General features: G+C 74.6%; 19 protein-coding genes. 13 read left to right on the top strand and 6 right to left on the bottom strand.

Annotated elements, in window-relative coordinates:
- Position 1: 1 nt before the first annotated feature.
- Positions 2 to 2,224 carry a GAP1-N2 domain-containing protein gene (locus tag CHC11_RS33235; protein WP_089315832.1) on the top strand — a complete coding sequence of 741 codons (2,223 nt, stop codon included), beginning with the start codon at positions 2 to 4 and terminating at the stop codon, positions 2,222 to 2,224.
- The gene (locus CHC11_RS33230) at positions 2,221 to 3,942 is read left to right on the top strand and encodes a TRAFAC clade GTPase domain-containing protein (protein ID WP_089315831.1); all 1,722 of its coding nucleotides are present in this window, start codon (positions 2,221 to 2,223) and stop codon (positions 3,940 to 3,942) included. Before CHC11_RS33235 ends, CHC11_RS33230 begins: the two co-directional genes overlap by 4 nt.
- A gap of 40 nt (positions 3,943 to 3,982) precedes the next feature.
- On the opposite strand, the gene CHC11_RS33225 is transcribed toward CHC11_RS33230, so the two are convergent.
- A complete protein-coding gene (locus CHC11_RS33225) occupies positions 3,983 to 4,618 on the bottom strand; it encodes a TetR/AcrR family transcriptional regulator (protein ID WP_245920084.1) in 636 nt (211 codons plus the stop codon).
- A 136-nt stretch (positions 4,619 to 4,754) separates the two neighbouring features.
- Between CHC11_RS33225 and CHC11_RS33220 the strand changes: the two genes are divergently transcribed.
- From CHC11_RS33220 to CHC11_RS33210, 3 genes are all read left to right on the top strand, one after another.
- On the top strand, positions 4,755 to 5,735 hold the full coding sequence (locus CHC11_RS33220; RefSeq protein WP_089315830.1) for a phosphotriesterase family protein: 981 nt from the start codon (positions 4,755 to 4,757) through the stop codon (positions 5,733 to 5,735).
- 97 nt (positions 5,736 to 5,832) lie between these two features.
- Positions 5,833 to 6,918 carry a S1C family serine protease gene (locus CHC11_RS33215; RefSeq protein ID WP_089315829.1) on the top strand — a complete coding sequence of 362 codons (1,086 nt, stop codon included), beginning with the start codon at positions 5,833 to 5,835 and terminating at the stop codon, positions 6,916 to 6,918.
- A 61-nt stretch (positions 6,919 to 6,979) separates the two neighbouring features.
- Complete coding sequence (locus CHC11_RS33210; protein ID WP_089315828.1) at positions 6,980 to 9,262, top strand: FdhF/YdeP family oxidoreductase; 2,283 nt, start codon at positions 6,980 to 6,982, stop codon at positions 9,260 to 9,262.
- Between the two features lie 89 nt (positions 9,263 to 9,351).
- On the opposite strand, the gene CHC11_RS33205 is transcribed toward CHC11_RS33210, so the two are convergent.
- Positions 9,352 to 10,050, bottom strand: coding sequence for a TetR/AcrR family transcriptional regulator (locus CHC11_RS33205; protein ID WP_089315827.1), 699 nt, complete (start codon positions 10,048 to 10,050; stop codon positions 9,352 to 9,354).
- Between the two features lie 125 nt (positions 10,051 to 10,175).
- On the opposite strand from CHC11_RS33205, the gene CHC11_RS33200 reads away from it, so the two are divergent.
- The gene (locus tag CHC11_RS33200) at positions 10,176 to 11,189 is read left to right on the top strand and encodes an alcohol dehydrogenase catalytic domain-containing protein (protein ID WP_089315826.1); all 1,014 of its coding nucleotides are present in this window, start codon (positions 10,176 to 10,178) and stop codon (positions 11,187 to 11,189) included.
- Here the strand turns inward: CHC11_RS33200 and CHC11_RS33195 are convergent.
- On the bottom strand, positions 11,176 to 12,585 hold the full coding sequence (locus CHC11_RS33195; RefSeq protein ID WP_089315825.1) for an amidase: 1,410 nt from the start codon (positions 12,583 to 12,585) through the stop codon (positions 11,176 to 11,178). The two genes, CHC11_RS33200 and CHC11_RS33195, sit on opposite strands and share 14 nt — an antisense overlap.
- A gap of 2 nt (positions 12,586 to 12,587) precedes the next feature.
- Positions 12,588 to 13,601 carry a D-2-hydroxyacid dehydrogenase gene (locus tag CHC11_RS33190; protein ID WP_179279130.1) on the bottom strand — a complete coding sequence of 338 codons (1,014 nt, stop codon included), beginning with the start codon at positions 13,599 to 13,601 and terminating at the stop codon, positions 12,588 to 12,590.
- Positions 13,602 to 13,907: 306 nt separating this feature from the next.
- On the opposite strand from CHC11_RS33190, the gene CHC11_RS33185 reads away from it, so the two are divergent.
- The 5 genes from CHC11_RS33185 (at position 13,908) to CHC11_RS33165 (ending at position 18,004) form a co-directional block, all read left to right on the top strand.
- On the top strand, positions 13,908 to 14,390 hold the full coding sequence (locus tag CHC11_RS33185; protein WP_218826356.1) for a DUF3830 family protein: 483 nt from the start codon (positions 13,908 to 13,910) through the stop codon (positions 14,388 to 14,390).
- Between the two features lie 16 nt (positions 14,391 to 14,406).
- A complete protein-coding gene (locus CHC11_RS33180) occupies positions 14,407 to 15,168 on the top strand; it encodes a maleate cis-trans isomerase family protein (protein WP_089315861.1) in 762 nt (253 codons plus the stop codon).
- Between the two features lie 35 nt (positions 15,169 to 15,203).
- On the top strand, positions 15,204 to 15,977 hold the full coding sequence (locus CHC11_RS33175; protein ID WP_089315823.1) for a maleate cis-trans isomerase family protein: 774 nt from the start codon (positions 15,204 to 15,206) through the stop codon (positions 15,975 to 15,977).
- A 20-nt stretch (positions 15,978 to 15,997) separates the two neighbouring features.
- On the top strand, positions 15,998 to 16,657 hold the full coding sequence (locus tag CHC11_RS33170) for a GntR family transcriptional regulator (protein ID WP_089315822.1): 660 nt from the start codon (positions 15,998 to 16,000) through the stop codon (positions 16,655 to 16,657).
- 93 nt (positions 16,658 to 16,750) lie between these two features.
- The gene (locus CHC11_RS33165) at positions 16,751 to 18,004 is read left to right on the top strand and encodes an aspartate aminotransferase family protein (RefSeq protein ID WP_089315821.1); all 1,254 of its coding nucleotides are present in this window, start codon (positions 16,751 to 16,753) and stop codon (positions 18,002 to 18,004) included.
- A 123-nt stretch (positions 18,005 to 18,127) separates the two neighbouring features.
- Here the strand turns inward: CHC11_RS33165 and CHC11_RS33160 are convergent, their stop codons facing one another.
- Both CHC11_RS33160 and CHC11_RS33155 read right to left on the bottom strand, forming a co-directional pair.
- A complete protein-coding gene (locus CHC11_RS33160; protein WP_089315820.1) occupies positions 18,128 to 18,985 on the bottom strand; it encodes an esterase/lipase family protein in 858 nt (285 codons plus the stop codon).
- Between the two features lie 193 nt (positions 18,986 to 19,178).
- Entirely contained in the window at positions 19,179 to 19,838 is a 660-nt protein-coding gene (locus CHC11_RS33155; protein ID WP_089315819.1) for a TetR/AcrR family transcriptional regulator, read from the bottom strand.
- A 70-nt stretch (positions 19,839 to 19,908) separates the two neighbouring features.
- Between CHC11_RS33155 and CHC11_RS33150 the strand changes: the two genes are divergently transcribed.
- Positions 19,909 to 21,336: an MFS transporter gene (locus tag CHC11_RS33150; protein ID WP_089315818.1), complete on the top strand. Its 1,428-nt coding sequence runs from the start codon at positions 19,909 to 19,911 to the stop codon at positions 21,334 to 21,336.
- Entirely contained in the window at positions 21,333 to 21,713 is a 381-nt protein-coding gene (locus CHC11_RS33145) for a cupin domain-containing protein (RefSeq protein ID WP_089315817.1), read from the top strand. The genes CHC11_RS33150 and CHC11_RS33145 overlap by 4 nt, the downstream gene beginning before the upstream one ends.
- Positions 21,714 to 21,736: the final 23 nt, after the last annotated feature.

Genomic DNA, 21,736 nt, shown 5'->3' with positions numbered 1-21,736 from the left:
GGTGGCCTGGCAGCTGCACTACACCTCCGCACGGAGCGGCCCCACCGGCCGGGCCGGGTTCCAGTTCGTCGCCGAGACGCCCGGCCTGCCGGAGGGGACGCGGGCCGCGGTCACGCCCTACCTGTCCTACCGCCCGCCGCCGGACGCGCCGCTGTCGCCGGGCGACGCCGAGCTGGACCTGTTCCCCGTCTCGCTGCTGTACGACGAGGTGGACGGCCGGCCCCTGCTGCTGCGCTGCCGCTACCTCGGCCGCGACTACTCGGGCCGCTACGGCAACTTCTTCGCGCACGCGGTGGTCGCCGAGCCCGAGGAGCTGGAGGGGCTGCGGCCCGCCGAGCTGTGGCAGGCCGCGCACTGGACGCCGCTGCCCGCGCCCGGGGCCGTCCTCGCACCGCTGGAGGAGCTGACGCCGGGATCCGCGCTCGATCCGGAGGCCCTCGCCGGTTGGCTCGCCGCCGCCGGGCCCGGCGACCCGTACGCGCTGCTCGCCCATCTGGTGGACGCCGTCGCGGGCGTGCTCGGGCGGGGCCACGGGCGGGTCGTCCTCGTCGCCGACGACGTGGAGGCGATCGCCCGCTGGATCGCGGTCGTGTCGTACTCGCTGCCGGTCGCGGCGGCGGCCCGGCTGTCGTTCGTCACCTACACCGCCGACCCGGACGGCACCGCGCAGCGCCTGGTCGGCACGACGCCCGCCGTCTGGGCCACCGCCCAGAACCACGCCTCGCACGCGTCCGCGTTCGACCTTCGCCGCGGCGTCCCGGACGGCCGGGCCGGCCGCTTCGCCGAGACCGTCGCCCGCTGCTGGCGCACCCGCGACTTCGGCGGCCTGGACGCCCTCGCCGAGCTGGCGCCGCCGGACGACCCCGCACGGGAGGGCGCCGCCGCGCTGCTGGCGCTGTGCCGGGGCGGCGCCGGCGTCACGCCGGACGAGGAGGGCGCGGCGGCGGAGCTGCTGGCTCGGCGCGGGACCGCCGTCCCCGCCTGGGTGTGGCGCGACCTGGCGCCGGGCGTCCCGTCCATGGGCCTCGATCTCGCGCTCACCGTGCAGGACCGGGCGCGGGCGGCCGGCGCGGCGGACCTCGCCCCCCGGTGCGCGCTCCGCGTCGGCGAGCTGGTGTCCGGGAGGCTCGCCGGGGCGTCCCGCCTGGCGGAGGTCGCGGAGGCGGCCCGCGTGGCGGAGCGGGCCGGCGTCCCGGTCGGCCCTCGCGAGGTGGCGGCGTCGGCGGCGCGCTGCGTCCGGCGCGGTCCCGCCGGGCTGGAGGGCGCGCTCGCCGCCTGCCCGGCCGGGCTTCGGGGCGCGCTGCTGGACGGGGTCGTCGCCGGGCTCGCCGGATCCAGGGACCGGGCGGACGCCCTCACCCCCGAGACCTGCGACCTGCTCTACGAGCACGCCGGGCGGCTGCGCGCAGCCCCCGTGGTCGCGGTCGCCGTGCTGGCATCGGTCGGGCGGAGGCGTCCCGCCCGCCGTATCGCGGTGACGGGCGAGCTGCTGCGCCTGGACGGCGGTGACACCCTCGACGTCGGCGGGGCGCTCCGGGAGATCTGGCCGGCGCCCCCGTCCGCCGCCGCATGCCTCGACCTGCTGGACGCCCGCGGGCCCGCGCCGCCGCCCCCGGCACTGGCGGAGCTGGCGTCCCGGACCCTCGCGCGGCTCGCGTCCCCCGGCGGCGACGGCCTCGCCGACCCGGCGACCCTGCGGCTCGCCGAGCGGGTACGCGAGCTCATGCCGGACGGGCCCGCCGGACGCGACGCCGCCCTCGTCCAGGCGTACGGGACGGCCATCACCGCGGGACCGCCGCGGGCCGCGCGGGCGCTGGAGCGCCTCGCCGAACCCGGCGGCGCCACCGAGCGCCTCGCCCGGGAGGCGTTCGCCGACGCGGCGCGGCGGCTGTCCCCGCGGCCGCCCGGGTTCCGGGCGGAGCTGCTGGCGGCCGTGCCCGCCCCCGTCAGGGCCCGGCTCGCGGAGCGGTGGACGGCCGAGCTGCCCGGCCGCGTCCGCGCCGGCCGCGCGCCGCTGCGCGGCGGCGAGGTCGAGCGGCGCAACGAGCTGGTCGAGGTGGTGCTGCGGCTGCGCGGGCGCGGCGCGGCCGAGCCGTCCCTGGAGGCGTGGGCGCGGGCGGCGGCCCGGCGGTGGCTCGCGGCCAGGCAGCTCGACTCCCATCTGGCGCGCCGCCCCGAGTTGCGGGCCGAGCTGCGGGCCCTTCTCGCGGAGGGCGCACCGTGAACCCCGTCATCGTGCTGCTGCTGATCGCCGTGTGGGTGGGCGCCATGTGGCTCGGTTTCCTGTACGTGTTCCCCGTGCTGTTCGCCGCGACGCTGGTCGTCGCCGGGGCCGCCGCGCTCGGCGTGTACTGCCTGCACGCGTGCCGGACGCTCGCGCCGTCCACGCTGGAGGGGCCCTCCCCGGTCGCCGAGCCCGCCGTCGCCTACCGGCACTACCTGCTCGGGCAGGTGTGGCGCGACTGGTGGACGATCAGCCGCACGGTCGTCCCGCAGGTGTACCGGACGGCCCGGAGCGTCGTGCTGAGCCTGACGCGGACGCTTCTCGGCGGTCCGTGGGGGTTCTTCGTCTTCCCGGTCTGGCTGGCGCTGTGCGCGGGCATCGTCGCCGCCGCCGCTCCCGCGTCGGTGTTCGTCCTCGCGCTGACGGTCCTGTACGGGCTGGTCGCCGCGGTCGGGCTGGCGGTGTGGCTGGCGTGCGTGCTGGTCCTGGCGGCGGTCGAACGCGTCTTCATGGGGTACGGCCGCATCCTGCAGACGTGCCCGCACCCCTTCTGCTACGAGCGGATCGGGCTGCCGGAGTACGCGTGCCCGGGCTGCGGCGCGCGGCACCGGCGCCTCTCGCCGGGGGCGGGCGGCGCGTTCCGGCACGTGTGCCGCTGCGGGGCTCGGCTTCCCACGACCGTCCCGCTCGGGCGGTTCCGCCTGGCCGCGTACTGCCCGCACTGCGGCGGGCGGCTGCCCGAGCGCATCGGGCGCGTCCGCGTGGAGCCCCTGCCGTTCGTGGGCGGACCGGCCGCCGGCAAGACCACCTTCATGGTCCTCGGCATCCGGGCCCTGCACGCGCGGGCCCGCGCCGTGCACGGGCGGCTGTCGTTCGTCGAGCAGCGGCACGCGCAGGCGTACGCGGGCGCGATACGCGAGTTCCAGCGCGGCGGGCGCCTCGCCAAGACCGGCCCCGAACTTCCCCAGGCCACCATGGTGGACGTGGAACTGCCCGGCCGCGTGCGGCGCATCCTCTACCTGTTCGACCCCGCGGGCGAGCACTACACGGGCGCGACGGAGGTCGAGTCGCTGCGTTACCTGGACCACGGCGAGGCGCTGCTGTTCGTCGTGGACCCGTTCGCGCTCCCCCAGCTCCGCCGGTCGCTGACCGGGGACGAGAGGGAGTTCGTCGACGAGGCCGCCGCCTCGTCGGAGGAGGACCCGGCCGACACCCTCCAGCGGGTGCTGAACGAACTGCGCTCGCGTCCCGACCAGGGGCGGCAGAAGCGCGTCGCCGTCGTCGTCACCAAGACGGACCTGCTGCTGCGCACGGAGATCGGCCGCAGCCTGGATCCCGACGCCGACCCGCGAGAATGGCTCGACCGCGTCGGGCTCGGCAACACCGTGCGCACGCTCGACCAGGTCGCCGCCCAGGTGCGGTACTTCGCCTCCGGCCTCGGCACCGAGCCCGCCGCCGTCGCCGACCTGCTCGGCTGGGTGACCGGACTGCCCGCGGCGAGTGCGCAGGACGGCGCCCGCGCGCCCGCCGACGTCCCGCCGGAGCCCCCGGGAACGGCGCCGCTGCGCGCCCCGTGGCCGGTGCGCGGCCGTGACGCCGGCCGCGTACCCGCCGGATACCAGGTGGGGCGCTGGGCCGTGCTCGCCGGCGTGTCGGTCCTGACCGTCGCCACCATCGCGGGCGCGCTCGTCGCGGCGGCCGAGCGCCTCCCCTTCTGATCGGCTGCCCGCGCTTGAGGCCGCGTCCCGCCCGGCGCCGTCAGGCCGTGGGCCGGTCCAGGGCGTCGAGGATGAACCCGGCGACCTCGTCGGCGAGCCGGGCGGCGGGCTTCGGGCCGTTCGCGCGGTACCAGGCCGGCATCTGGTTGACCATGCCGAGGGCGACGATGGTGATCGTCTCGGCGGGGGTCCCGGCGGCGAACACGCCGTCCCGCTGGCCCTGCTCGATGAGGCCCCGGAACGTCACGTGGTAGCGGCGGCGGTCGGCGCGGACCGAGCGCATCCGGGCGTGGTCCAGCCGGTGCATCTCGCGGGCGAACACCTTCGCCTCGTCGATGTGCTCGGCGGTGCTGCGGATCAGCCCGGTCAGCACCGCGTGGACGGCCTCGCGCGGCGGCAGTCCGCGCGCCAGCACCGCGCCGAGGTCGGCGAGCTGGCGGGCGATCAGCGAGTGGTAGATCTCGTAGAGCAGGTCGTCCTTGGAGTCGAAGTAGTGGTACAGCGCGCCCTTGGTGACCTCGGCGGCCTCCACGACACTCTGCACGGGCGTCTGGTCGAAGCCGCGCTCGGCGAACAGCCGCAGCGCCGCCTCCAGGATCCGCCGCTCGACCGCGCTCTGCCGGACGGGCGCCGTGGACTCCGGCACCGGGCCGGGCGCCGACTCGGCATGCGTCACCTGGGCACCTCCCTCGCGCGCCGCATTGACTCCGGTGTGCCCCGCGCCCTAGCTTGCCAGAAACCGACCGGTCGGTATGCCCCCCCGCAGAGCCAGTATCGCACCCGCAGCAGCACCGCGCACCGCAGGAGAACCGATGCCCGCAGTTGAGACCGTCCGCGGCCCCGTCGACGCCGCCGCCCTCGGGCGCACGCTGATGCACGAGCACGTCTTCGTGCTCGGCGCCGAGAACGTCCAGAACTACGGCGCGGGCGACTGGTGGGACGAGGAGGAGAAGGTCGCCGACGCGGTCGGCAAGCTGCGCGAGCTGGCCGGGCTCGGCGTCACCACCATCGCCGACCCCACGGTGTGGGGGCTCGGCCGCTACCTCCCGCGGATCCAGCGGGTCAACGAGCAGGTGCCGGAGCTCAACATCCTCGTGGCGACGGGCATCTACACCTACAACGACCTGCCGTTCCAGTTCCACCACCGGGGTCCCGGCACGCTGGTGGACGAGGGCCCCGACCCCATGATCGCCGACTTCACCCGCGACCTGACCGAGGGCATCGCCGGGACGGGGGTCCGGGCCGCCTTCCTCAAGTGCGCCGTGGACGCCCCCGGCCTCACGCCCGGCGTCGAGCGGGTGCTGCGGGCCGTCGCCGCGACGCACCGGGAGACGGGCGCGCCGGTCACCGTGCACACCGAGAGCTCGATCCACGCGGGCCGGACGGTCGTGGACCTGCTGGGCGAGGAGGGCGTGGACCTCGCCAAGGTCGTGGTGGGGCACGCGGGCGACAGCAACGACCTGGACTACCTGATGGGGCTGGCCGACACCGGCGCGATCCTCGGCATGGACCGCTTCGGCCTCGACATCATCAACTCGACCGCGGAGCGCGTCGCGACCGTGGCGGCCCTGTGCGAGCGGGGCTACGCCGACCGGATGGTCCTCAGCCACGACGCGTCCTGCTTCATCGACTGGTTCGGCCCCGACCCCGCGACGGTGCCCGCGCTGCAGCCGAACTGGAACTACCGGCACATCAGCGAGGACGTCCTGCCCGCCCTGCGCGCCGCCGGCGTCTCCGACGCGCGGATCGACCAGATGCTCGTGGAGAACCCCCGCCGCTACTTCACCCGCTGAGCCCAGGCCGGCGTTCGCGCGGCGGAGTCCCCCTTACTTCGGACTAATCCCCCGGAATCGGGAATCATGGGAGGAACCTGCGGGAGGAGGCATCCAGGTGAGCGAGGACTCCGGGCGCCGCCGCGCCCGCGCCGCGGTCCCGTTGCTGCTGGTGGCGCTCCTGGCCCTCCTCGCCCCCGGCTGCCGGGTCGTGGAGAGCGGCACCCCCCAGGACGTCCCGCCCTCCGTCACCGCCCCCCGGCACAAGCACGCCAAGCCCAGCGGGCGCCGGCCGGGCGTGGTCAACATCGAGACCGAGCAGACGCTGAACGGCACCCGCGCCGCCGGCACGGGCATCGTGCTCACGGCGTCCGGCCTCGTGCTGACCAACAACCACGTCATCCAGGGCGCCACCGCGATCAAGGGGACGGACGTCGACAACCGCCGCGGCTACACCGCGGAGGTCGTGGGCTACGACCGGGCGGGCGACATCGCGGTGATCCGGCTGGCCGGCGCGGCCCGGCTGAAGGCCGCGGCGTTCGCCTCCGCGGGCGGCGTCGCGGTCGGCGACACGGTCACCGCCGTCGGCAACGCGGGCGGCAAGGGCGGCACGCCCACGGTCGTCACCGGCAAGGTCACCGCACTGGAGCAGTCGGTCACCGCGCGCGACGACAGCAACGGCACCTCCGAGCGGCTCACCGGGCTGATCGAGACGAACGCGCCGATCCGGCCGGGCGACTCCGGCGGACCGCTGCTCGACACCTCCGGCAAGGTCATCGGCATCAACACCGCGGCGTCCGCTGGGTTCTCGGTGAAGGGCGCCGAGAAGCGCAAGGACCACCGGGGCTACGCCGTCCCGTCCGACCGGGCGCTGGAGATCGCGCGGCAGATCCAGCGCGGCGAGGCGTCCTCGACCGTGCACATCGGCCGCACCGCGATGCTCGGCGTCAAGGTCCGCCCGAACGGCCGCTCCCCCGGCGCGCTGGTCGCCGAGCTCGTGCCGGGCTCCCCCGCCGAGGCCGCCGGGGTCCCCGTCGGCGGCGTCATCGTCGCCTTCGGCGACGCAGCGGTCGACACACCGGCCGCCCTCACGACCCTGATGCTGACCCGCCATCCGGGCGACGCCGTCCGGATCGAGTGGACGACGAGCCAGGGCGACCGCAGGGCGGGCACCGTCCACCTGACGGAGGGCCCGCCCCAGTAGCGCGCCGAACCGGCGCCGCGTGCGACAGTGGGGATGTCGGCCGACCACGAGGATGTGTTCTATGACGCGCAAGGCGCCCGCCGGTGACTCCGACGACGCCGATCTGGAGGTCTCGGAACCGAAGACCTGGGCGGCGGGCGTTCCCGGGGTGACGGCCGCGCTGCGCCACTCCTACGCGCAGATGGGCGTGCGGCGGACGGCGCTGACGCTGCTGCGCGTCAACCAGAAGCAGGGGTTCGACTGCCCGGGGTGCGCCTGGCCGGAGGGCGACCACCGGCACGCCGCCGAGTTCTGCGAGAACGGCGCGAAGGCCGTCGCGGAGGAGGCCACGGCGCGGCGCGTCACCCGGGAGTTCTTCGCCGAGCACGGCGTCGAGGAGCTGGCCGCGCGGTCCGACCACTGGCTCGGGCAGCAGGGGCGGCTGACCGAGCCGATGGTGAAGCGCGCCGGGTCCGGGCACTACGAGCCGGTGTCGTGGGACGAGGCGTTCGGCCTGCTGGCGTCCGAGCTGAACGCCCTGGACTCCCCGGACGAGGCCGTCTTCTACACCTCCGGGCGGACGAGCAACGAGGCCGCGTTCGCCTACCAGCTGTTCGCGCGGGCGTTCGGCACGAACAACATGCCCGACTGCAGCAACATGTGCCACGAGTCGTCCGGGTCCGCGCTGAGCGAGACGATCGGCATCGGCAAGGGCTCGGTGCTGCTGGAGGACCTCTACCGGGCCGACCTCGTCTTCGTCGTCGGCCAGAACCCGGGGACCAACCACCCGCGGATGCTGTCGGCGCTGGAGCGGGCGAAGAAGGAGGGTGCCCGCGTCATCGCGGTCAACCCGCTGCCCGAGGCGGGGCTGATGCGGTTCAAGAACCCGCAGCGCGCCTCCGGGATGGCCGGGCGGGGCACGGTGCTCGCCGACCGGTTCCTGCAGATCCGGCTGAACGGCGACCTCGCGCTGTTCCAGGCGCTCAACCGGATGCTGCTGGAGTCGGACGCGCCCGGCGCCCTCGACCGGGAGTTCCTCGACGCCCACGCGCACGGCTTCGCGGCGTTCCGGGAGCACGCCCTCGGCCTGGACTGGGACGAGGTGCTGGAGGCGACCGGCCTCACCCGCGAGGAGATCGCCGCGACGCTGGGCGACGTCCTCGCCGCCGAGCGGATCGTCGTCTGCTGGGCGATGGGCCTCACCCAGCACCGCAACTCCGTGCCGACGATCCGCGAGATCGTCAACTTCCTGCTGCTGCGCGGCAACATCGGCCGTCCCGGCGCCGGCGTCTGCCCGGTGCGCGGCCACTCCAACGTGCAGGGCGACCGGACGATGGGCATCTGGGAGCGGCCGAAGCCCGCCTTCCTGGACGCCCTCGCCGCCGAGTTCGGTTTCGAGCCGCCCCGCGAGCACGGCCTGGACACCGTCGGGGCGATCCGCGCCATGCGCGACGGCAGGGCGAAGGTGTTCCTCGGCATGGGCGGCAACTTCGTGCGCGCCACCCCCGACTCGGCCGTGACGGAGGCGGCCCTGCGCGGATGCCGGCTGACCGCGCAGGTGTCGACCAAGCTCAACCGGTCCCACGCGGTGACCGGCGAGGTGGCGCTGATCCTCCCGACGCTCGGCCGCACCGAGCGCGACGTGCGGGAGACGGGGGCGCAGATCGTCTCCGTCGAGGACTCGATGGGCATGGTGCACGCCTCCCGCGGCCGCCTCGCCCCGGCATCGGGGCACCTGCTCTCGGAGGTGTCGATCGTCTGCCGGCTCGCCAGGGCCGCGCTGCCCGGCTCGGGCATCGGCTGGGAGGCGATGGAGCGCGACTACGACGTGATCCGCGACCACGTCTCCCGGGTCGTCCCCGGCTTCGAGGACTTCAACGCCCGGCTCCGCGAGCGGGGCGGCTTCACGCTCCCCCACGCGCCCCGCGACGAGCGCAGGTTCCCGACGGCGACCGGCAAGGCCAACCTCACGGTGAACCGGCTGGAGGTCCTGCGGGTCCCCGAGGGGCGGCTGCTGCTGCAGACCATCCGCAGCCACGACCAGTACAACACCACCATCTACGGCCTGGACGACCGCTACCGGGGCATCAGGGCGGGACGCCGCGTCGTGCTCGTCAACCCCGCCGACCTGGCCCGCCTCGGCATCGCCGACGGCGCGACCGTCGACCTCGTCTCGGAGTGGCCGGACGGCGCCGAGCGCCGCGCCCCCGCCTTCCGCGCCGTCTCCTACCCGACCGCGCCGGGCTGTGCGGCGGCCTACTTCCCGGAGACGAACGTCCTGGTCCCGCTCGACAGCACCGCCGAGATCAGCAACACCCCCACGTCCAAGTCCGTCGTCGTCCGCCTGGAGCCGCCCGGCCCCTGAGCGGGCTCCCCCACGGTCGTGGTGAGGGACCTGGCGTCCTGGGGCGGCGTCAGCGTGAAGCGCCGCAGGCGCCGCAAGGACGAGGCCCCTCAGGACTGATCGGCCAGGCGGTCCAGCCACTCGCCGAGCAGCGCCGCCTCCGAGGCGGTCAGCCCGGTCGGCGGAGCGGACCGCAGTGCCGCCTTCAGCGCCACCGCGCGGGCCGCGAGGGGCGTGTCGGCCGGACCGCCGCCGCCGGTGGTCACGGCGGCGAGGACGGCCTCGCGCGTCCGGACCGAGGCGTCCCGGTCGGCGGCGCCGCCGGACGGGCTCGCGATCAGCGTCAGCGCGACGCCGATCCCGGCGGCGTGGATCATGCGGGCGGCGGTGGCGACCGGGACGCGGAGCCGTCCCGCGCGGGCCGCCGCCTCGACCAGGCCCAGCAGGATGCCGTACGCCTCCTCCACGGCGGCCGCCCGCCGGGGCGTCCCGTACATCAGCGTGTAGAAGGCGGGATGGGTGACGGCGTACTCGATGTGCAGGTCCCAGCCGCGGCGCAGGTCCTCGACCGGGTCGCCGGTGCCGCCCTGCGCCCGCTTGCCCGCCAGGTACTCCTCGAACCCGTGGGCGGCGACGGCGTCGAACAGGCCGCGCTTGTCGCCGAAGTGGTGGTAGAGCGTCGGCGCCCCGACCCCGGCGGCGGTGCACACGGCCCGCGTCGAGACCGGCTCGCCGCCGGCCTCGGTGAGCAGCCGCGCGGCCGCGCGCAGGATGCGGTCGCGGGTGTCGGGATCCTTCTGAGCGGTCACAACAACGATGTTACAAAACTTTCCGAGCAGCGCTATGCAGTGTCGTATAGCGCGAGTACAGTAATCGCTATACCGATGCTACGAAACGGCCGACCGGCCGTCACGACACGAGAGGGGGCGCCGCCATGCGCAGCGCCGTGCTCACCGCCCCGGGCGGGCCGCTGGAGATCGTCGAGCGCGAGGTGCCCCGGCCCGGCCCCGGCGAGATCCTGGTGCGGGTCACCGCCTGCGGGATGTGCTACTCCGAGGTCAACCACCTGCGGGGCCACTACCCGTTCGGAACGTTCCCCGTCGTCCCCGGACACGAGATCAGCGGCGTCGTCGCGGCGCTCGGCGAGGGCGTCGGCTGGCCGGAGGCCGGCACCGCGGTCGGCGCCGCCTGGCTGCACGGGTCCTGCGGCCACTGCGACCAGTGCGCCCGCGGCGACCAGATCCTGTGCACGGGCGCGCCGAAGCAGGTCACCGGCGTCAACCGCGACGGCGGGTACACCGAGTACTTCGTCGGCCGCGCCGGGTTCGTCACCCCGCTGCCGGACGGCCTGGACCCGGTCGCGGGCGCGCCGCTGATGTGCGCCGGCCTCACCGCGTTCAACGGGCTCCGGCAGGCCGGGGCCGTCGCCGGGTCGAAGGTGGCCGTGCTCGGCACCGGCGGCGTCGGGACGATGGCCCAGCGGTTCGCCGCCGCGATGGGGGCCCGCGTCGCCGTGGTGTCGCGGTCGCGCCGCGCCGAGAAGGAGGCCCTCGGCCTCGGCGCCGAACTGTTCGTCGCGACCGGCGAGCAGGACCCGGCCGAGGCTCTGCGGGCGTGGGGCGGCGCCGACCTGGTGGTGAACACCGCGCCCGACACCGCGACGGGGCTCGCCGCGTTCGGCGGCCTGCGCCCGGACGGGACCCTGCTCTACCTCGGCATGGGCGCCGAGAACGTGAGCGTGCCGCCGATGGCCCTGGTCGCCGGCCGGCTGCGCGTGATGGGCGTGCCGTCGGGCTCCCCGCACGACCTGCGCGACACCCTCGCGTTCGCGGTGGCGCACGGGATCGTCCCCGAGGTCGCCCCCGTCACGCTGGACGAGGCCCCGGGCGTCCTCGCCGCGATGGACGAGGGCGCCCACCGGGGCCGCGCGGTCATCACCTTCGCGTGAACCGTGTCCACGGCCGCGCCCGCTCGTAGACGGCGCACGCCGCCACCACCAGGGCGTCGGCGTGCCGTGCGCCGACGACCTGGAGGCCGACGGGCAGGCCGCGGGAGGTGAAGCCGCACGGCAGGCTCGCCGCGGGCTGCTGGGTCATGTTGAACGGGTAGGTGAACGGGGTCCAGCCCGTCCAGCGCGGGGAAGGCGAGCCCGGCGGGGCCTCCAGGCCGGCCTCGAACGCGGCGATCGGCGTCGTCGGGGTGAGCAGCAGGTCGTAGCGCTCGTGGAACAGGCCCATCACCCGGCCGAGCTCCATGCGGCGGGCCGTGGCCGTCAGGTAGTCCAGCGCCGAGTACCGCGCGCCCTGCTCGCAGATCTCCCGCAGGCCCGGGTCGAGCAGCCCGCGCTCCTCGGGCGACAGGTGCTCGACGACCTTGGCGGCGCCCGCGAACCACAGGACCTCGAACGCCTCGACCGGATCCCCGAAGCCGGGGTCGACCCGCTCGACCTTCGCGCCGAGCTCGGCGAAGACCTCGGCGGCGGCCGCGACCGGCGCCGCGACCTCCGGATCGACCTCCGCGAACCCGAGGTCGGGGCTGAACGCGACGCGCAGGCCGGTCAGGTCGTCCCGCCCGGCGCCGGCGACCCCGGCCTCGGCGAACGCGACGTCCGGCGGCGGCAGCGACGACCAGTCGCGGCCGTCGGGCCCGCAGACGGCGTCGAGCAGCAGGGCCGCGTCCGCCACGGTGTTGGTCATGGGGCCGGTGTGCGCGAGCGTCCCGAACGGGCTCGCCGGGTAGTGCGGGACGCGGCCGTACGTCGGCTTGATCGTGAAGGTGCCGGTGAAGGCGGCGGGGATGCGCACCGAGCCGCCGCCGTCGGTGCCGAGGGCGAGCGGCGCCATGCCCGCCGCGACCGCCGCCGCCGCGCCGCCGCTCGACCCGCCCGGCGTGCGGGAGGGGTCCCACGGGTTGCGGGTGACGCCGGTCAGCGGGTTGTCGGTCACGCCCTTCCACGCGAACTCCGGCGTCGTGGTCTTGCCGACGAACACCGCGCCCTGCTCGCGCAGGCGGGCGACGGACGGCGCGTCCTCGTCCCAGGTGCGGGCGGGGTCGATCGTCCTGGAGCCGCGCAGCGTCGGCCAGCCGCGGGTGAGCAGCACGTCCTTGACGGAGACCGGCACGCCGTCCAGCGGCCCGAGCGCCGCGCCGCGCCGCCACCGCTCGGTCGCGGCGCGCGCCATGTCGAGGGTGGTCTCCTCGTCGAGGAGGCAGAACGCGTTGAGCTCCGGGTCGTCCCGCTCGATCCGGGCGAGGACGGCCCCGGCGGCCTCGACCGGGGACAGCGCCCCGGCCCGGTACTCCGCGAGCAGTTCGGTCGCGGTCAGATCGGCCGCATCGGCCATGGCTACCCCCTCTGGTGTGATGCCGCCCGCTCCGAGCCCACGTACCCGAGGCGCTTGTCCACGACGTTGCGCAGGGGGCGGCCGGACACGTAGCGGCCGAGGTTGTCGGCGAACAGCCGGACCAGCTCGTCCCGCCAGCCGACCACGTCACCGGACATGTGCGGGGAGACGATGACGCCCGGCATCTCCCACAGCGGCGAGGACGCCGGCAGCGGCTCGTCCTCGAAGACGTCGAGCGCGGCGCCCGCGATCCGGCCCGCGCGCAGCGCCTCGACGAGATCGTCCTCGGCCACCAGGCCGCCGCGGCCGACGTTGACGAGCCGCGCGGACGGCCGCATCCGCTCCAGCGCCGCGGCGTCGATCATGCCCCGGGTCTGCGGGGTGAGGGGCGCGGCGAGCACGACGTAGTCGGCTGCGGCGAGCGCCTCGCCCAGCCGCTCCATCGGGTGGACGACGCCGAGGTCGGGGTCGGCGTCGCGGGCGGTGCGCCCGGCGCCGGAGACCGACAGGCCCGCCGCCGACAGCCGGCGGCCGATCGCGCGGCCGATCGGACCGGTGCCGACGACCAGCGCGCGGGCGCCGGTGATCCGCTCGGTCTCGCGGTGCCGCCAGCGCCGCTCGCCCTGGAGCCGGAAGGTGGTGTGCAGGTCCTTGGCGAAGGCCAGCACGAGCCCGAGGACGTACTCGGCGATCGGCTCGTCGAAGACGCCGCGCGAGTTGGTGACAACTGTGTCACTGTGGGTGAGCTCGGGGAACATGAGCCGGTCGACGCCGGCACTGGCGATGTGGACCCACCCCGGGCCGCCGGACTCCGGCCACGCGCCGGCCAGGGCGTCCGACAGGAAGTCCCACATGAACAGGACGTCGGCACCGGGAAGCGCCTCCCCCAGCTCGGTTTCGCGCACGTAACGGACTCGCGCGAGGCCCTCCGCCTCCCCCATGCCGCGCGGATCGGCGTCGCCCACAAGGACCACCACGTCAGGCGGTCTTCCGGAGGCGTGCTGAGCAGGGTTCATCGGCGTCACTTCCGGGGTGTGCGGAGTTTACGAGAAGGCAACGGCGGGAGGCATTGACACGCTAGGAACCGTTCGTAGGATTGTCAACAATCAACGCGGTGGACCGCGGCCCCGGCCACCGCGATGGGATATGTGCTGCAAGACCGTCGCAACCCGTGCCCAGCAGGGCCAGGACGGATCCCAGAGCGCTCTAACAGCCCCCGGTCGGGGGTGTGGGGGGACGTCCTCCCACGAACATGGAGAGTCCTTCGGGTGGCGACGCTCTCGCCCACCCCTGTTCACGGGGAGGTCAGCATGCCCAAGCTCATGACCATCACTCTGGAGCGCCGCGGTGTGACCTGCGTCGCGGAGCTCCTCGAGAAGGACGCGCCGAGGACCTGCGACGCGGTCTGGAACGCTCTACCGCTCGGCGGCGAGGCGTACCACGCCAAGTACGCCCGAAACGAGGTGTACACGATGGTCGAGCGGTTCTCCGAGGAGGAGGTCGGCCTCGAGAACCCCACCATCACCCCCATCCCGGGCGACGTCGTCTACTTCTCCTTCCCGGGCGGGATGCTCGACCGTAAGTTCAAGGAGGAGAAGAACATCCACGCGCTGCCCGGCGTCATCGACCTCGCGATCTTCTACGGCCGCAACAACCTGCTGCTGAACGGGGACGTCGGCTGGGTCCCCGGCAACGTCTACGCGACGATCGTCGACGGCCTGGACCGGATGGCCGAGGCGTGCAACGACGTGTGGCGGTCCGGCGGCGTGGGCGAGCGCCTCCTCTACGCGCGCGCAGAGTCCTAGAGTGACGGCCGCGCAGATGACATTCGACCCCTCGCTGGTCGTCGGCCCAGAGCTGCTCGCCCAGCACGGCATCGGGGTGGTCGCGCCGTTCGACTTCGCCCTCGACCGGGAACTGTGGCGCTGGACGCCCGACGACGTGTCGCTGTTCATGACCCGGCTGCCGTACGTGCCGGTCCCGGTCACGGTGGAGATGGCCTCCGCGCTGTCGGACCAGTCGATCGTCCGGCAGGCGACCCGCGACGTCCTGGCCCCCGAGCCGCTGGCGGTCGCCTACGCGTGCGCGTCGGGCAGCTTCATCCGCGGCAAGGCGGGCGAGCTGCAACTGCACCGGACGATGCTGCAGGCCGGCGCGCCGGTCTCGACGACGACCTCGGGCGCGCTGGTGGAGTCGCTGCGGCTGCTCGGCGCCCGGCGCATCGCGGTCGTCACGCCCTACATCGACGCCGTCACCGAGCGGCTCGTGTCGTTCCTCGGCGAGCACGGCATCGAGGTGGTCACCTCGGTCGGGCTGGGGCTGCTCAGCCACATCTGGAAGGTCGGCTACGGCGAGATCGTGTCGGCGGTGTCGGCGGTGGACCGCCCCGAGGCCGAGGCCGTCTTCATCAGCTGCACGAACGTCCCGACCTACGACATCATCGCGCCGCTGGAGCAGATGATCGGCAAGCCGGTGCTGACCGCCAACCAGGTGACGATGTGCTCGGCGCTGCGCGCCATGGGCCGCGCGGCGTCAGGTCCCGGGCAGTCCCTGGTCGGCCTGGCCCCCTTCACGGCGGCCTAGCCACCATGATCCCCGAAGGTAGGATTGTCGACAACATGCGACAGAACGGGTTGCGCGCGGGGTTCCTCTACCCCGGCTACAGCGCCGAGGACGACTACCCCGCCATCGAGCGCGCCCTGGGGGAGGTCAGCCTCCCGGTCGTGCACACGCTGATGCGCGAGGACGCCCACCGCGTCGACGCGCTGCTGGACATCGGCGGTGCCGACGTGCTCGGCGAGGGCGCCCGCACGCTGCGCGGCCTCGGCGTGAAGGCGGCCGTGTGGGCGTGCACCAGCGGAAGCTTCGTGTTCGGCTGGGACGGCGCCGCGCAGCAGGTCGCGGGCGTCCGCGAGGCGGCGGGCGTGCCCGCCTCCAGCACGTCCTTCGCGTTCGTGCACGCGGCGCGGGCGCTCGGCGTGAGCCGGGTCGCGGTCGCCGCGACCTATCCGGCCGACGTCGCCGAGCGGTTCGTCGCGTTCCTCGCCCACGCCGGCATCGAGGTGGTGGCGCTGTCCTGCCGGGGCATCGTCACCGCCGCCGAGGTCGGCACCCTCGGCCGCGACGAGGTGCTGGCGTTCGTCGCGGCCAACGACCATCCGGACGCCGAGGCGGTGCTGGTGCCCGACACCGCGCTGCACACCGTGTCCTGGCTCGGCGAGCTGGAGGCGCGGGTCGGCAAGCCGGTGCTGACCGCCAACCAGGTGAGCGTCTGGGAGGGGCTGCGGCTCGCGTCCGGTCCCGAGGGGCTCCCGCCGCGCACCGGGCTGGGCCGGCTGTTCGCCGTCCCCGCCGCCGTCGCCTCGCAGGGGCGAGATGCCTGGCAGACATGAGAGCCGAAAGGGAACCGCGCATGGGCCGACTGGGTGAGCTGGAGCCTGTTCCCCGCAGGTCGACGGTGGAGATCGTCTCGGACGAGCTGCGTTCGGCGATCATGTACGGGTCGCTGGAGCCCGGCGCGCAGCTCGGCGAGGCCGAGCTCGCCGCGCGCCTCGGCATCAGCCGCGGACCGCTGCGCGAGGCCATGCAGCGCCTCGTCCAGGAGGGGCTGCTGGTCAGCGAGCCGCACCGCGGGCTGTTCGTGATCACGCTGGACGAGGGGGACGTCGAGGACGTCTACCTCGCCCGGCTCGCGATCGAGCGCGAGGCCTGCCGGTTGATCATGAACCGGAACCGGGGCGAGGCGGTGGCCCGGCTCACCGAGGCACTGGAGGCGCTCGTGGCCGCCGCCCGCGAGCGCGACCGGGTCGCGATGAGCGACGCCGACCAGGCGTTCCACGAGGTGCTGGTCAGCTCGTCGGGCAGCCCGCGGCTGGAGCGGATGGCGCACACGCTGCTGGTGGAGACGCGCATGTGCCTGAACGCGCTGCAGGACACCTATCCCGAGCCCGCCGACCTCGTCGAGGAGCACCGGCGGCTCGTCGACGCGATCGGCGACGGGGAGGAGGAGCACCTGCTCACCCTCATCGAGGAGCACATGACCGACTCCATCCACCGGCTCCGCGAGTCCTAGCTTCCGGCCCCGCCACACAGGGGCCGCGGCCCTGGACAACGGTGCCGGGGCCACCTAGATTGCAGATTGTCGACAATCTACCGGAGGACGTTCATGGCGACGCTGTCTCCCCTGCTCAAGCAGGCCACCCCCGTCCTCGCCGAGCGCGGCGAGGGCGTCTACCTCTACGACGCCGAGGGCCGCCGGCACCTGGACTTCACCGCGGGCATCGGCGTCACCAACACCGGCCACTGCCACCCGCGCGTGGTCGAGGCCGCGCAGCGGCAGGTGGGCACGCTCATCCACGGCCAGTACACGACCGTCATGCACCGGCCGCTGCTGCGGCTGACCGAGGCGCTCGGCGAGGTGCTGCCGGAGGGCCTGGACTCGCTGTTCTTCCTCAACAGCGGCAGCGAGGCGGTCGAGGCGGCCATCCGGCTGGCCCGGCACGCCACCGGCCGGCAGAACATCGTCGTCTTCCACGGCTCCTTCCACGGCCGGACGATGGGCGCCGCCGCGCTCACCACGGCGGGCACGAAGTTCCGCGCCGGGATCGGCCCGCTGATGCCGGGCGCCGCGATCGCACCGTTCCCGCAGGCCTACCGGTACGGGTGGTCGGAGGAGGAGGCGACGCGGTTCGCGCTGCGCGAGCTCGACTACCTCCTCGTCACCGCGAGCCCGGCGTCCGACACGGCCGCGTTCGTGGTGGAGCCCGTCCTCGGCGAGGGCGGCTACATCCCCGCGCCGCCCGCCTTCCTGGAGGGGCTGCGCGAGCGCGCCGACCGGCACGGCATCCTGCTGATCATGGACGAGGTGCAGACCGGGTTCGGGCGGACGGGCCGGTTCTGGGGCCACGAGCACTCGGCCGCGCGTCCCGACGTCCTGATCACCGCCAAGGGCCTGGCGAGCGGGTTCCCGCTGTCGGCCATCGCGGCGCCGGCGGCGCTGATGGCGAAGGCCCGCCCGGGGTCGCAGGGCGGCACCTACGGGGGCAACGCGGTCGCGTGCGCCGCCGCGCTCGCCACCCTGCAGGTCATCGCCGACGAGGACCTGGTCGGCAACACCGCCGTGCAGGGCGCGCGGCTGAACGACGGGCTCCGCAAGGTCACCGCCGACCACCCGGCGATCGGCGACGTGCGCGGGCTCGGGCTGATGCAGGCCAGCGAGTTCACCACGCCGGACGGGGAGCCCGACGCCGCCGCCGCTGCGCGGGCGCACGGGGCCGCCGCCGAGCGCGGGCTCCTGCTGCTGACCTGCGGCGCGTACGGCAACGTCGTCCGGATGATCCCACCGCTGATCGTCACCGGCGAGCAGATCGACGACGGGCTCGCCCTGTGGGCGGACGCCGTCGCCGACGCCCTCGGTTAGGGCCCGCGCGCGGGGCGCCGCGGACGGCGGGCCGGCCGGGTTCGGACCGGCGCCGCCCCGGTGAACCGCCACGCGGCGGCGCCCGGCGGTGAAAGGGGGCCGCCGGGCGCCGCCGTCTCCCGGTCAGCCGAGGGGGTTCGCGCAGTCGATGGGCCAGTACGGGCCCCAGACGTCGAGCGAGTTCAGCACGAACTTGACCATCACCGGGTCGAAGGCGATGCCGACGTGGGCGTTGGCGTCGTTCGCGCACTTGTCCTGCAGCAGGACGTTCTGCGCGTTGGAGCCGTTGAGGAACTCCGAGGTGTAGGGCGTGACGACCTCGTCGTACTTGGTGGACAGCACGATGTAGGTCGGGCCGGGCACGGTGTCGCCGCCCTCGTTCAGCTTCTTCAGGAAGTCCGAGCCGACGATCTGCTGGCCCGCCGCCGGCGCGGCCTTCACGACCGCCTGCGTGATGCCGAGCAGGCTGCCCAGCTCCACCAGCCCGGACATGTTGGTGCCGTGGTTGGACGGCACGACGCCGACCAGCTTGTTGACCTTCGCGGCCCCGCCGAGGAACTTCATGTAGTACCGGGGCATCATGCCGCCCTGCGAGTGCCCGACGATGTCGACCTTGGACGCCCCGGTGGAGGCCGTGACCTTGTCGACGAAGGCCGACAGCTCACCGGCCGACGTGGGAATGTCGTTGATCCCCTGGATGGGGCCGTCCTTCGGGCCGCCGTAGTTGAGGGCGTAGACGCAGTACCCGGCCTTCTTCAGCGCCGGGGAGAGCTTCTGCCAGTTGAACGCCATGTTCTCGAACGTGCCGTGCACGAGCACCACGGGGCGGGGGTGGAAGAAGGAGGGCTTGCAGTTCCAGTCGTTCGCGCCTTCCGGGCTCGTCTCGGCGTGCGCGGCGGGGGCGACCGTCCCGGCCAGGCCGAGGGCGGCCGGGACCGCCGCGGCGATGACCGCCCACGAGCGGAGTCGTGTGAAACGCATGGGCATCTCCCTAATGCGGGCACGACGAGAACGGCCGGTGTCCGGCCTCTGGTCGTCGTGTTGATCGGGGTGGGGTGCCCACAACGTACGACCGGGTTCCGGCGCAGTCTTGTGGAATGACCGCCGGTTGCCGCGAAGGAATTGTCAGCCGGTTCACAATCGGCTCGGTGCGCGGGCGGCGTGGCCTGCGATCTCAAACGCGGGTGAGCCCGTCGACGAGCGCCCGCAGGCCGTCGAGGTAGGTGTCCTGCGCGGTCAGCATCGCCCAGCGGCCGGACAGGGACGCCAGCCGCGGCAGCTCGGCCGGGTCGAGGCCGGCGAAGACCCGGTCGCGGTAGGTGGGCCGGTCGTCGGCGGCGCGCCTGCGGGAGGACGCGGCCCGCACGAGCATCTCCCCCGCGGTGTAGTACCAGACCGCCCGGTAGCCGTGGACGGCCTGCTCGATGGTGAGGCCGCATTCCATCAGGGCGTCCACGATCCGCTCGTTGAACCAGAGCGCCTGCTCCGCCATCAGGTCGTCGGCGGTGAGGACCTCCACGATCCACGGGCAGCCGGCCAGCGTCTCGCGGATGGCCGCGGTCAGCACGACGACGCGCTCGCGGGGATCGGCGGGCAGATCGGGCCTGCGCAGCTCCCGGGCCGCGTAGTCCTCCAGCAGCAGGAGCAGGAGCTCCTCCTTGTCGCGCACGTGGTGGTAGAGCGCCATCGGCGTGCTGCCGACCTCCTTGGCCAGCCGCCGCATCGTCAGCCTGCCGGCCCCCTCCTCCTCCACGATCCGGCGGGCGGTCTCGATGATCTCCGCGCGGGAGATGCGGGGCGGCCTGCCGCCGCCCCGCCGCTCTGGGGACGCCATCCCCCCATCATCGCCCATCCGCACGCCCCCGGCTGGACAACCGGACGAGCTCCCGGGTAGCTTTCTATACATGTACAAAAACTCCAGACCAGGGGTGGTCTTGGCGGCCGCGTCCGTCGCCCAGTTCGTCGTCGCCCTGGACATGGCGGTGGTCAACGTCGCGCTGCCCTCGATCCGGACGTCCCTCGGCTTCGCCCCGGTCGACCTTGCCTGGGTCGTGCACGTCTACGCGCTCACCTTCGGCGGGTTCCTGCTGCTCGGCGGCCGGGCCGGCGACCTGTACGGGCGGCGCCGGCTGTTCGTCCTCGGCCTCGCGGTCTTCGGTCTCTGCTCGCTCGGCGGCGGCCTGGCCCAGGCGCCCTGGCAGCTCGTCGCCGCGCGGGCCGGGCAGGGCGTCGGCGCCGCGATGGTCGCCCCGGCCGCCCTCGCGCTGCTGACGACCACGTTCGAGGGCCGCGCCCGCGTGCGGGCGCTCGGCGTGTGGAGCGCGGTGAACGCGGCGGGCGGCGCGCTCGGCGTCCTCGCGGGCGGCGTCCTGACCGAGTACGCGGGCTGGCGCTGGGTGATGCTGGTCAACCTGCCCGTCGTCGCCGCCGCCCTGGCCCTGGTCCCGGCGGGGGTCCCGGCGGCGCGGTCCGCCGCGCGGGAACGGGCGGACGTGCTCGGCGCGGTCCTCGCCACCGGCGGCATCGGGCTCCTGGTGTTCGGCGTCGTCCGCACCGACACCCGAGGGTGGACCTCCGGCGCGACCCTCGCCACCCTGGCCGCGGCGGCGGTCGTCCTCGCGGCGTTCGTGTTCGCCGAGTCCAGGTCCCCGGCCCCGATCGTCCGGCTCGGCCTGCTGCGCGGCCGCTGGGTGGCCGGGGCGAACCTGATCGTGTTCTTCGCCGCCGCGGGGCAGTTCTCCGCCTTCTACTTCGTCTCCCTCTACATGCAGCAGGTCCTGCACATGGGGGCGGCCGCGACGGGCGCCGCGTTCCTGCCCTTCTCCGCCGGGCTGGTGGCCGGGACCGTGGCCGCCACGCGCATCACCTCGGCCCGCTCGCCGCGCGCGTCGCTGGTCCCGGGCGGCCTGCTCGCCGCCGCGGGGCTCGGCTGGTTCGCCATGATCAGCCCCGGCGGCGGCTTCCTCACCGACGTCCTCGGGCCCTCGCTGCTGTGCAGCGTCGGCACCGGCCTCGTCCTCGCCCCGGTCGCCGTCGCGGCCACCACCGGCGTCGCGCCCCGCGAGGCGGGCATGGCCTCGGGCCTGCTCAACAGCTCCCGCCAGCTCGGCGGCTGCGTCGGCCTGGCGGCCCTGGCGACCGTCGCCGCCCACCGCACCGGCGGCGCCCCGACCGCGTCCGCGCTGAACGACGGCTACGCCCTGAGCCTCGCCGTCTCCGCCGCCCTCTTCCTCATCGCGGCCGCGGTCGCCGCGGCCCTCCCGCGCCGCGGGTCCCCCGCCGGGTCCTCCCCGGCCCCCAAGGAGAACCGACTGGAAGGAACACGCTCATGAACCCGATCGACATGTTCGCCTCCGCCCTCACCTTCCACCCTGACGGTGCGGTCCGCGCGGCCGAGCGCCGCATGACGAGCGACGACGGCGGCTGGCAGATCGCGGCGTTCCACGTCGAGACCGACGAGGACGTCCACGCCGACCACTGGGAGGTGCACCCGGCCGCGGAGGAGGCGGTGTGCTGCCTGTCCGGCGCCCTGCGGCTCTACTTCCGTCCCGAGGAGCCAGGCGGCGAGGAGGAGATGGTGCGGCTGGCCGCCGGCACGGCCGTCGTCGTCCCCCGCGGCCGCTGGCACCGCCTGGAACTGGACGCCCCGAGCGACGTCATGTCCGTCACCCTGCGCCGTGGTTCCCGCCAGGAGAGGCGCACCGCCTGACGCGCCCCGGTGGCCGTGTCCGG

This window comes from Actinomadura mexicana (assembly GCF_900188105.1).
Taxonomy (GTDB): domain Bacteria; phylum Actinomycetota; class Actinomycetes; order Streptosporangiales; family Streptosporangiaceae; genus Spirillospora; species Spirillospora mexicana.
This window is presented reverse-complemented; position numbering and strand designations above follow the sequence as displayed.

Excerpts from the sequence above, each read along its gene's own strand:
- CHC11_RS33220 (WP_089315830.1), top strand. The coding sequence starts at position 4,755 with ATGCCCGCAGTTGAGACCGTCCGCGGCCCCGTCGACGCCGCCGCCCTC.
- CHC11_RS33210 (WP_089315828.1), top strand. The coding sequence starts at position 6,980 with ATGACGCGCAAGGCGCCCGCCGGTGACTCCGACGACGCCGATCTGGAG.
- CHC11_RS33200 (WP_089315826.1), top strand. The coding sequence starts at position 10,176 with ATGCGCAGCGCCGTGCTCACCGCCCCGGGCGGGCCGCTGGAGATCGTC.
- CHC11_RS33195 (WP_089315825.1), bottom strand. The coding sequence starts at position 12,585 with ATGGCCGATGCGGCCGATCTGACCGCGACCGAACTGCTCGCGGAGTAC.
- CHC11_RS33190 (WP_179279130.1), bottom strand. The coding sequence starts at position 13,601 with ATGAACCCTGCTCAGCACGCCTCCGGAAGACCGCCTGACGTGGTGGTC.
- CHC11_RS33185 (WP_218826356.1), top strand. The coding sequence starts at position 13,908 with ATGACCATCACTCTGGAGCGCCGCGGTGTGACCTGCGTCGCGGAGCTC.
- CHC11_RS33180 (WP_089315861.1), top strand. The coding sequence starts at position 14,407 with ATGACATTCGACCCCTCGCTGGTCGTCGGCCCAGAGCTGCTCGCCCAG.
- CHC11_RS33175 (WP_089315823.1), top strand. The coding sequence starts at position 15,204 with ATGCGACAGAACGGGTTGCGCGCGGGGTTCCTCTACCCCGGCTACAGC.
- CHC11_RS33170 (WP_089315822.1), top strand. The coding sequence starts at position 15,998 with ATGGGCCGACTGGGTGAGCTGGAGCCTGTTCCCCGCAGGTCGACGGTG.
- CHC11_RS33165 (WP_089315821.1), top strand. The coding sequence starts at position 16,751 with ATGGCGACGCTGTCTCCCCTGCTCAAGCAGGCCACCCCCGTCCTCGCC.
- CHC11_RS33160 (WP_089315820.1), bottom strand. The coding sequence starts at position 18,985 with ATGCGTTTCACACGACTCCGCTCGTGGGCGGTCATCGCCGCGGCGGTC.
- CHC11_RS33155 (WP_089315819.1), bottom strand. The coding sequence starts at position 19,838 with ATGGCGTCCCCAGAGCGGCGGGGCGGCGGCAGGCCGCCCCGCATCTCC.
- CHC11_RS33150 (WP_089315818.1), top strand. The coding sequence starts at position 19,909 with ATGTACAAAAACTCCAGACCAGGGGTGGTCTTGGCGGCCGCGTCCGTC.
- CHC11_RS33145 (WP_089315817.1), top strand. The coding sequence starts at position 21,333 with ATGAACCCGATCGACATGTTCGCCTCCGCCCTCACCTTCCACCCTGAC.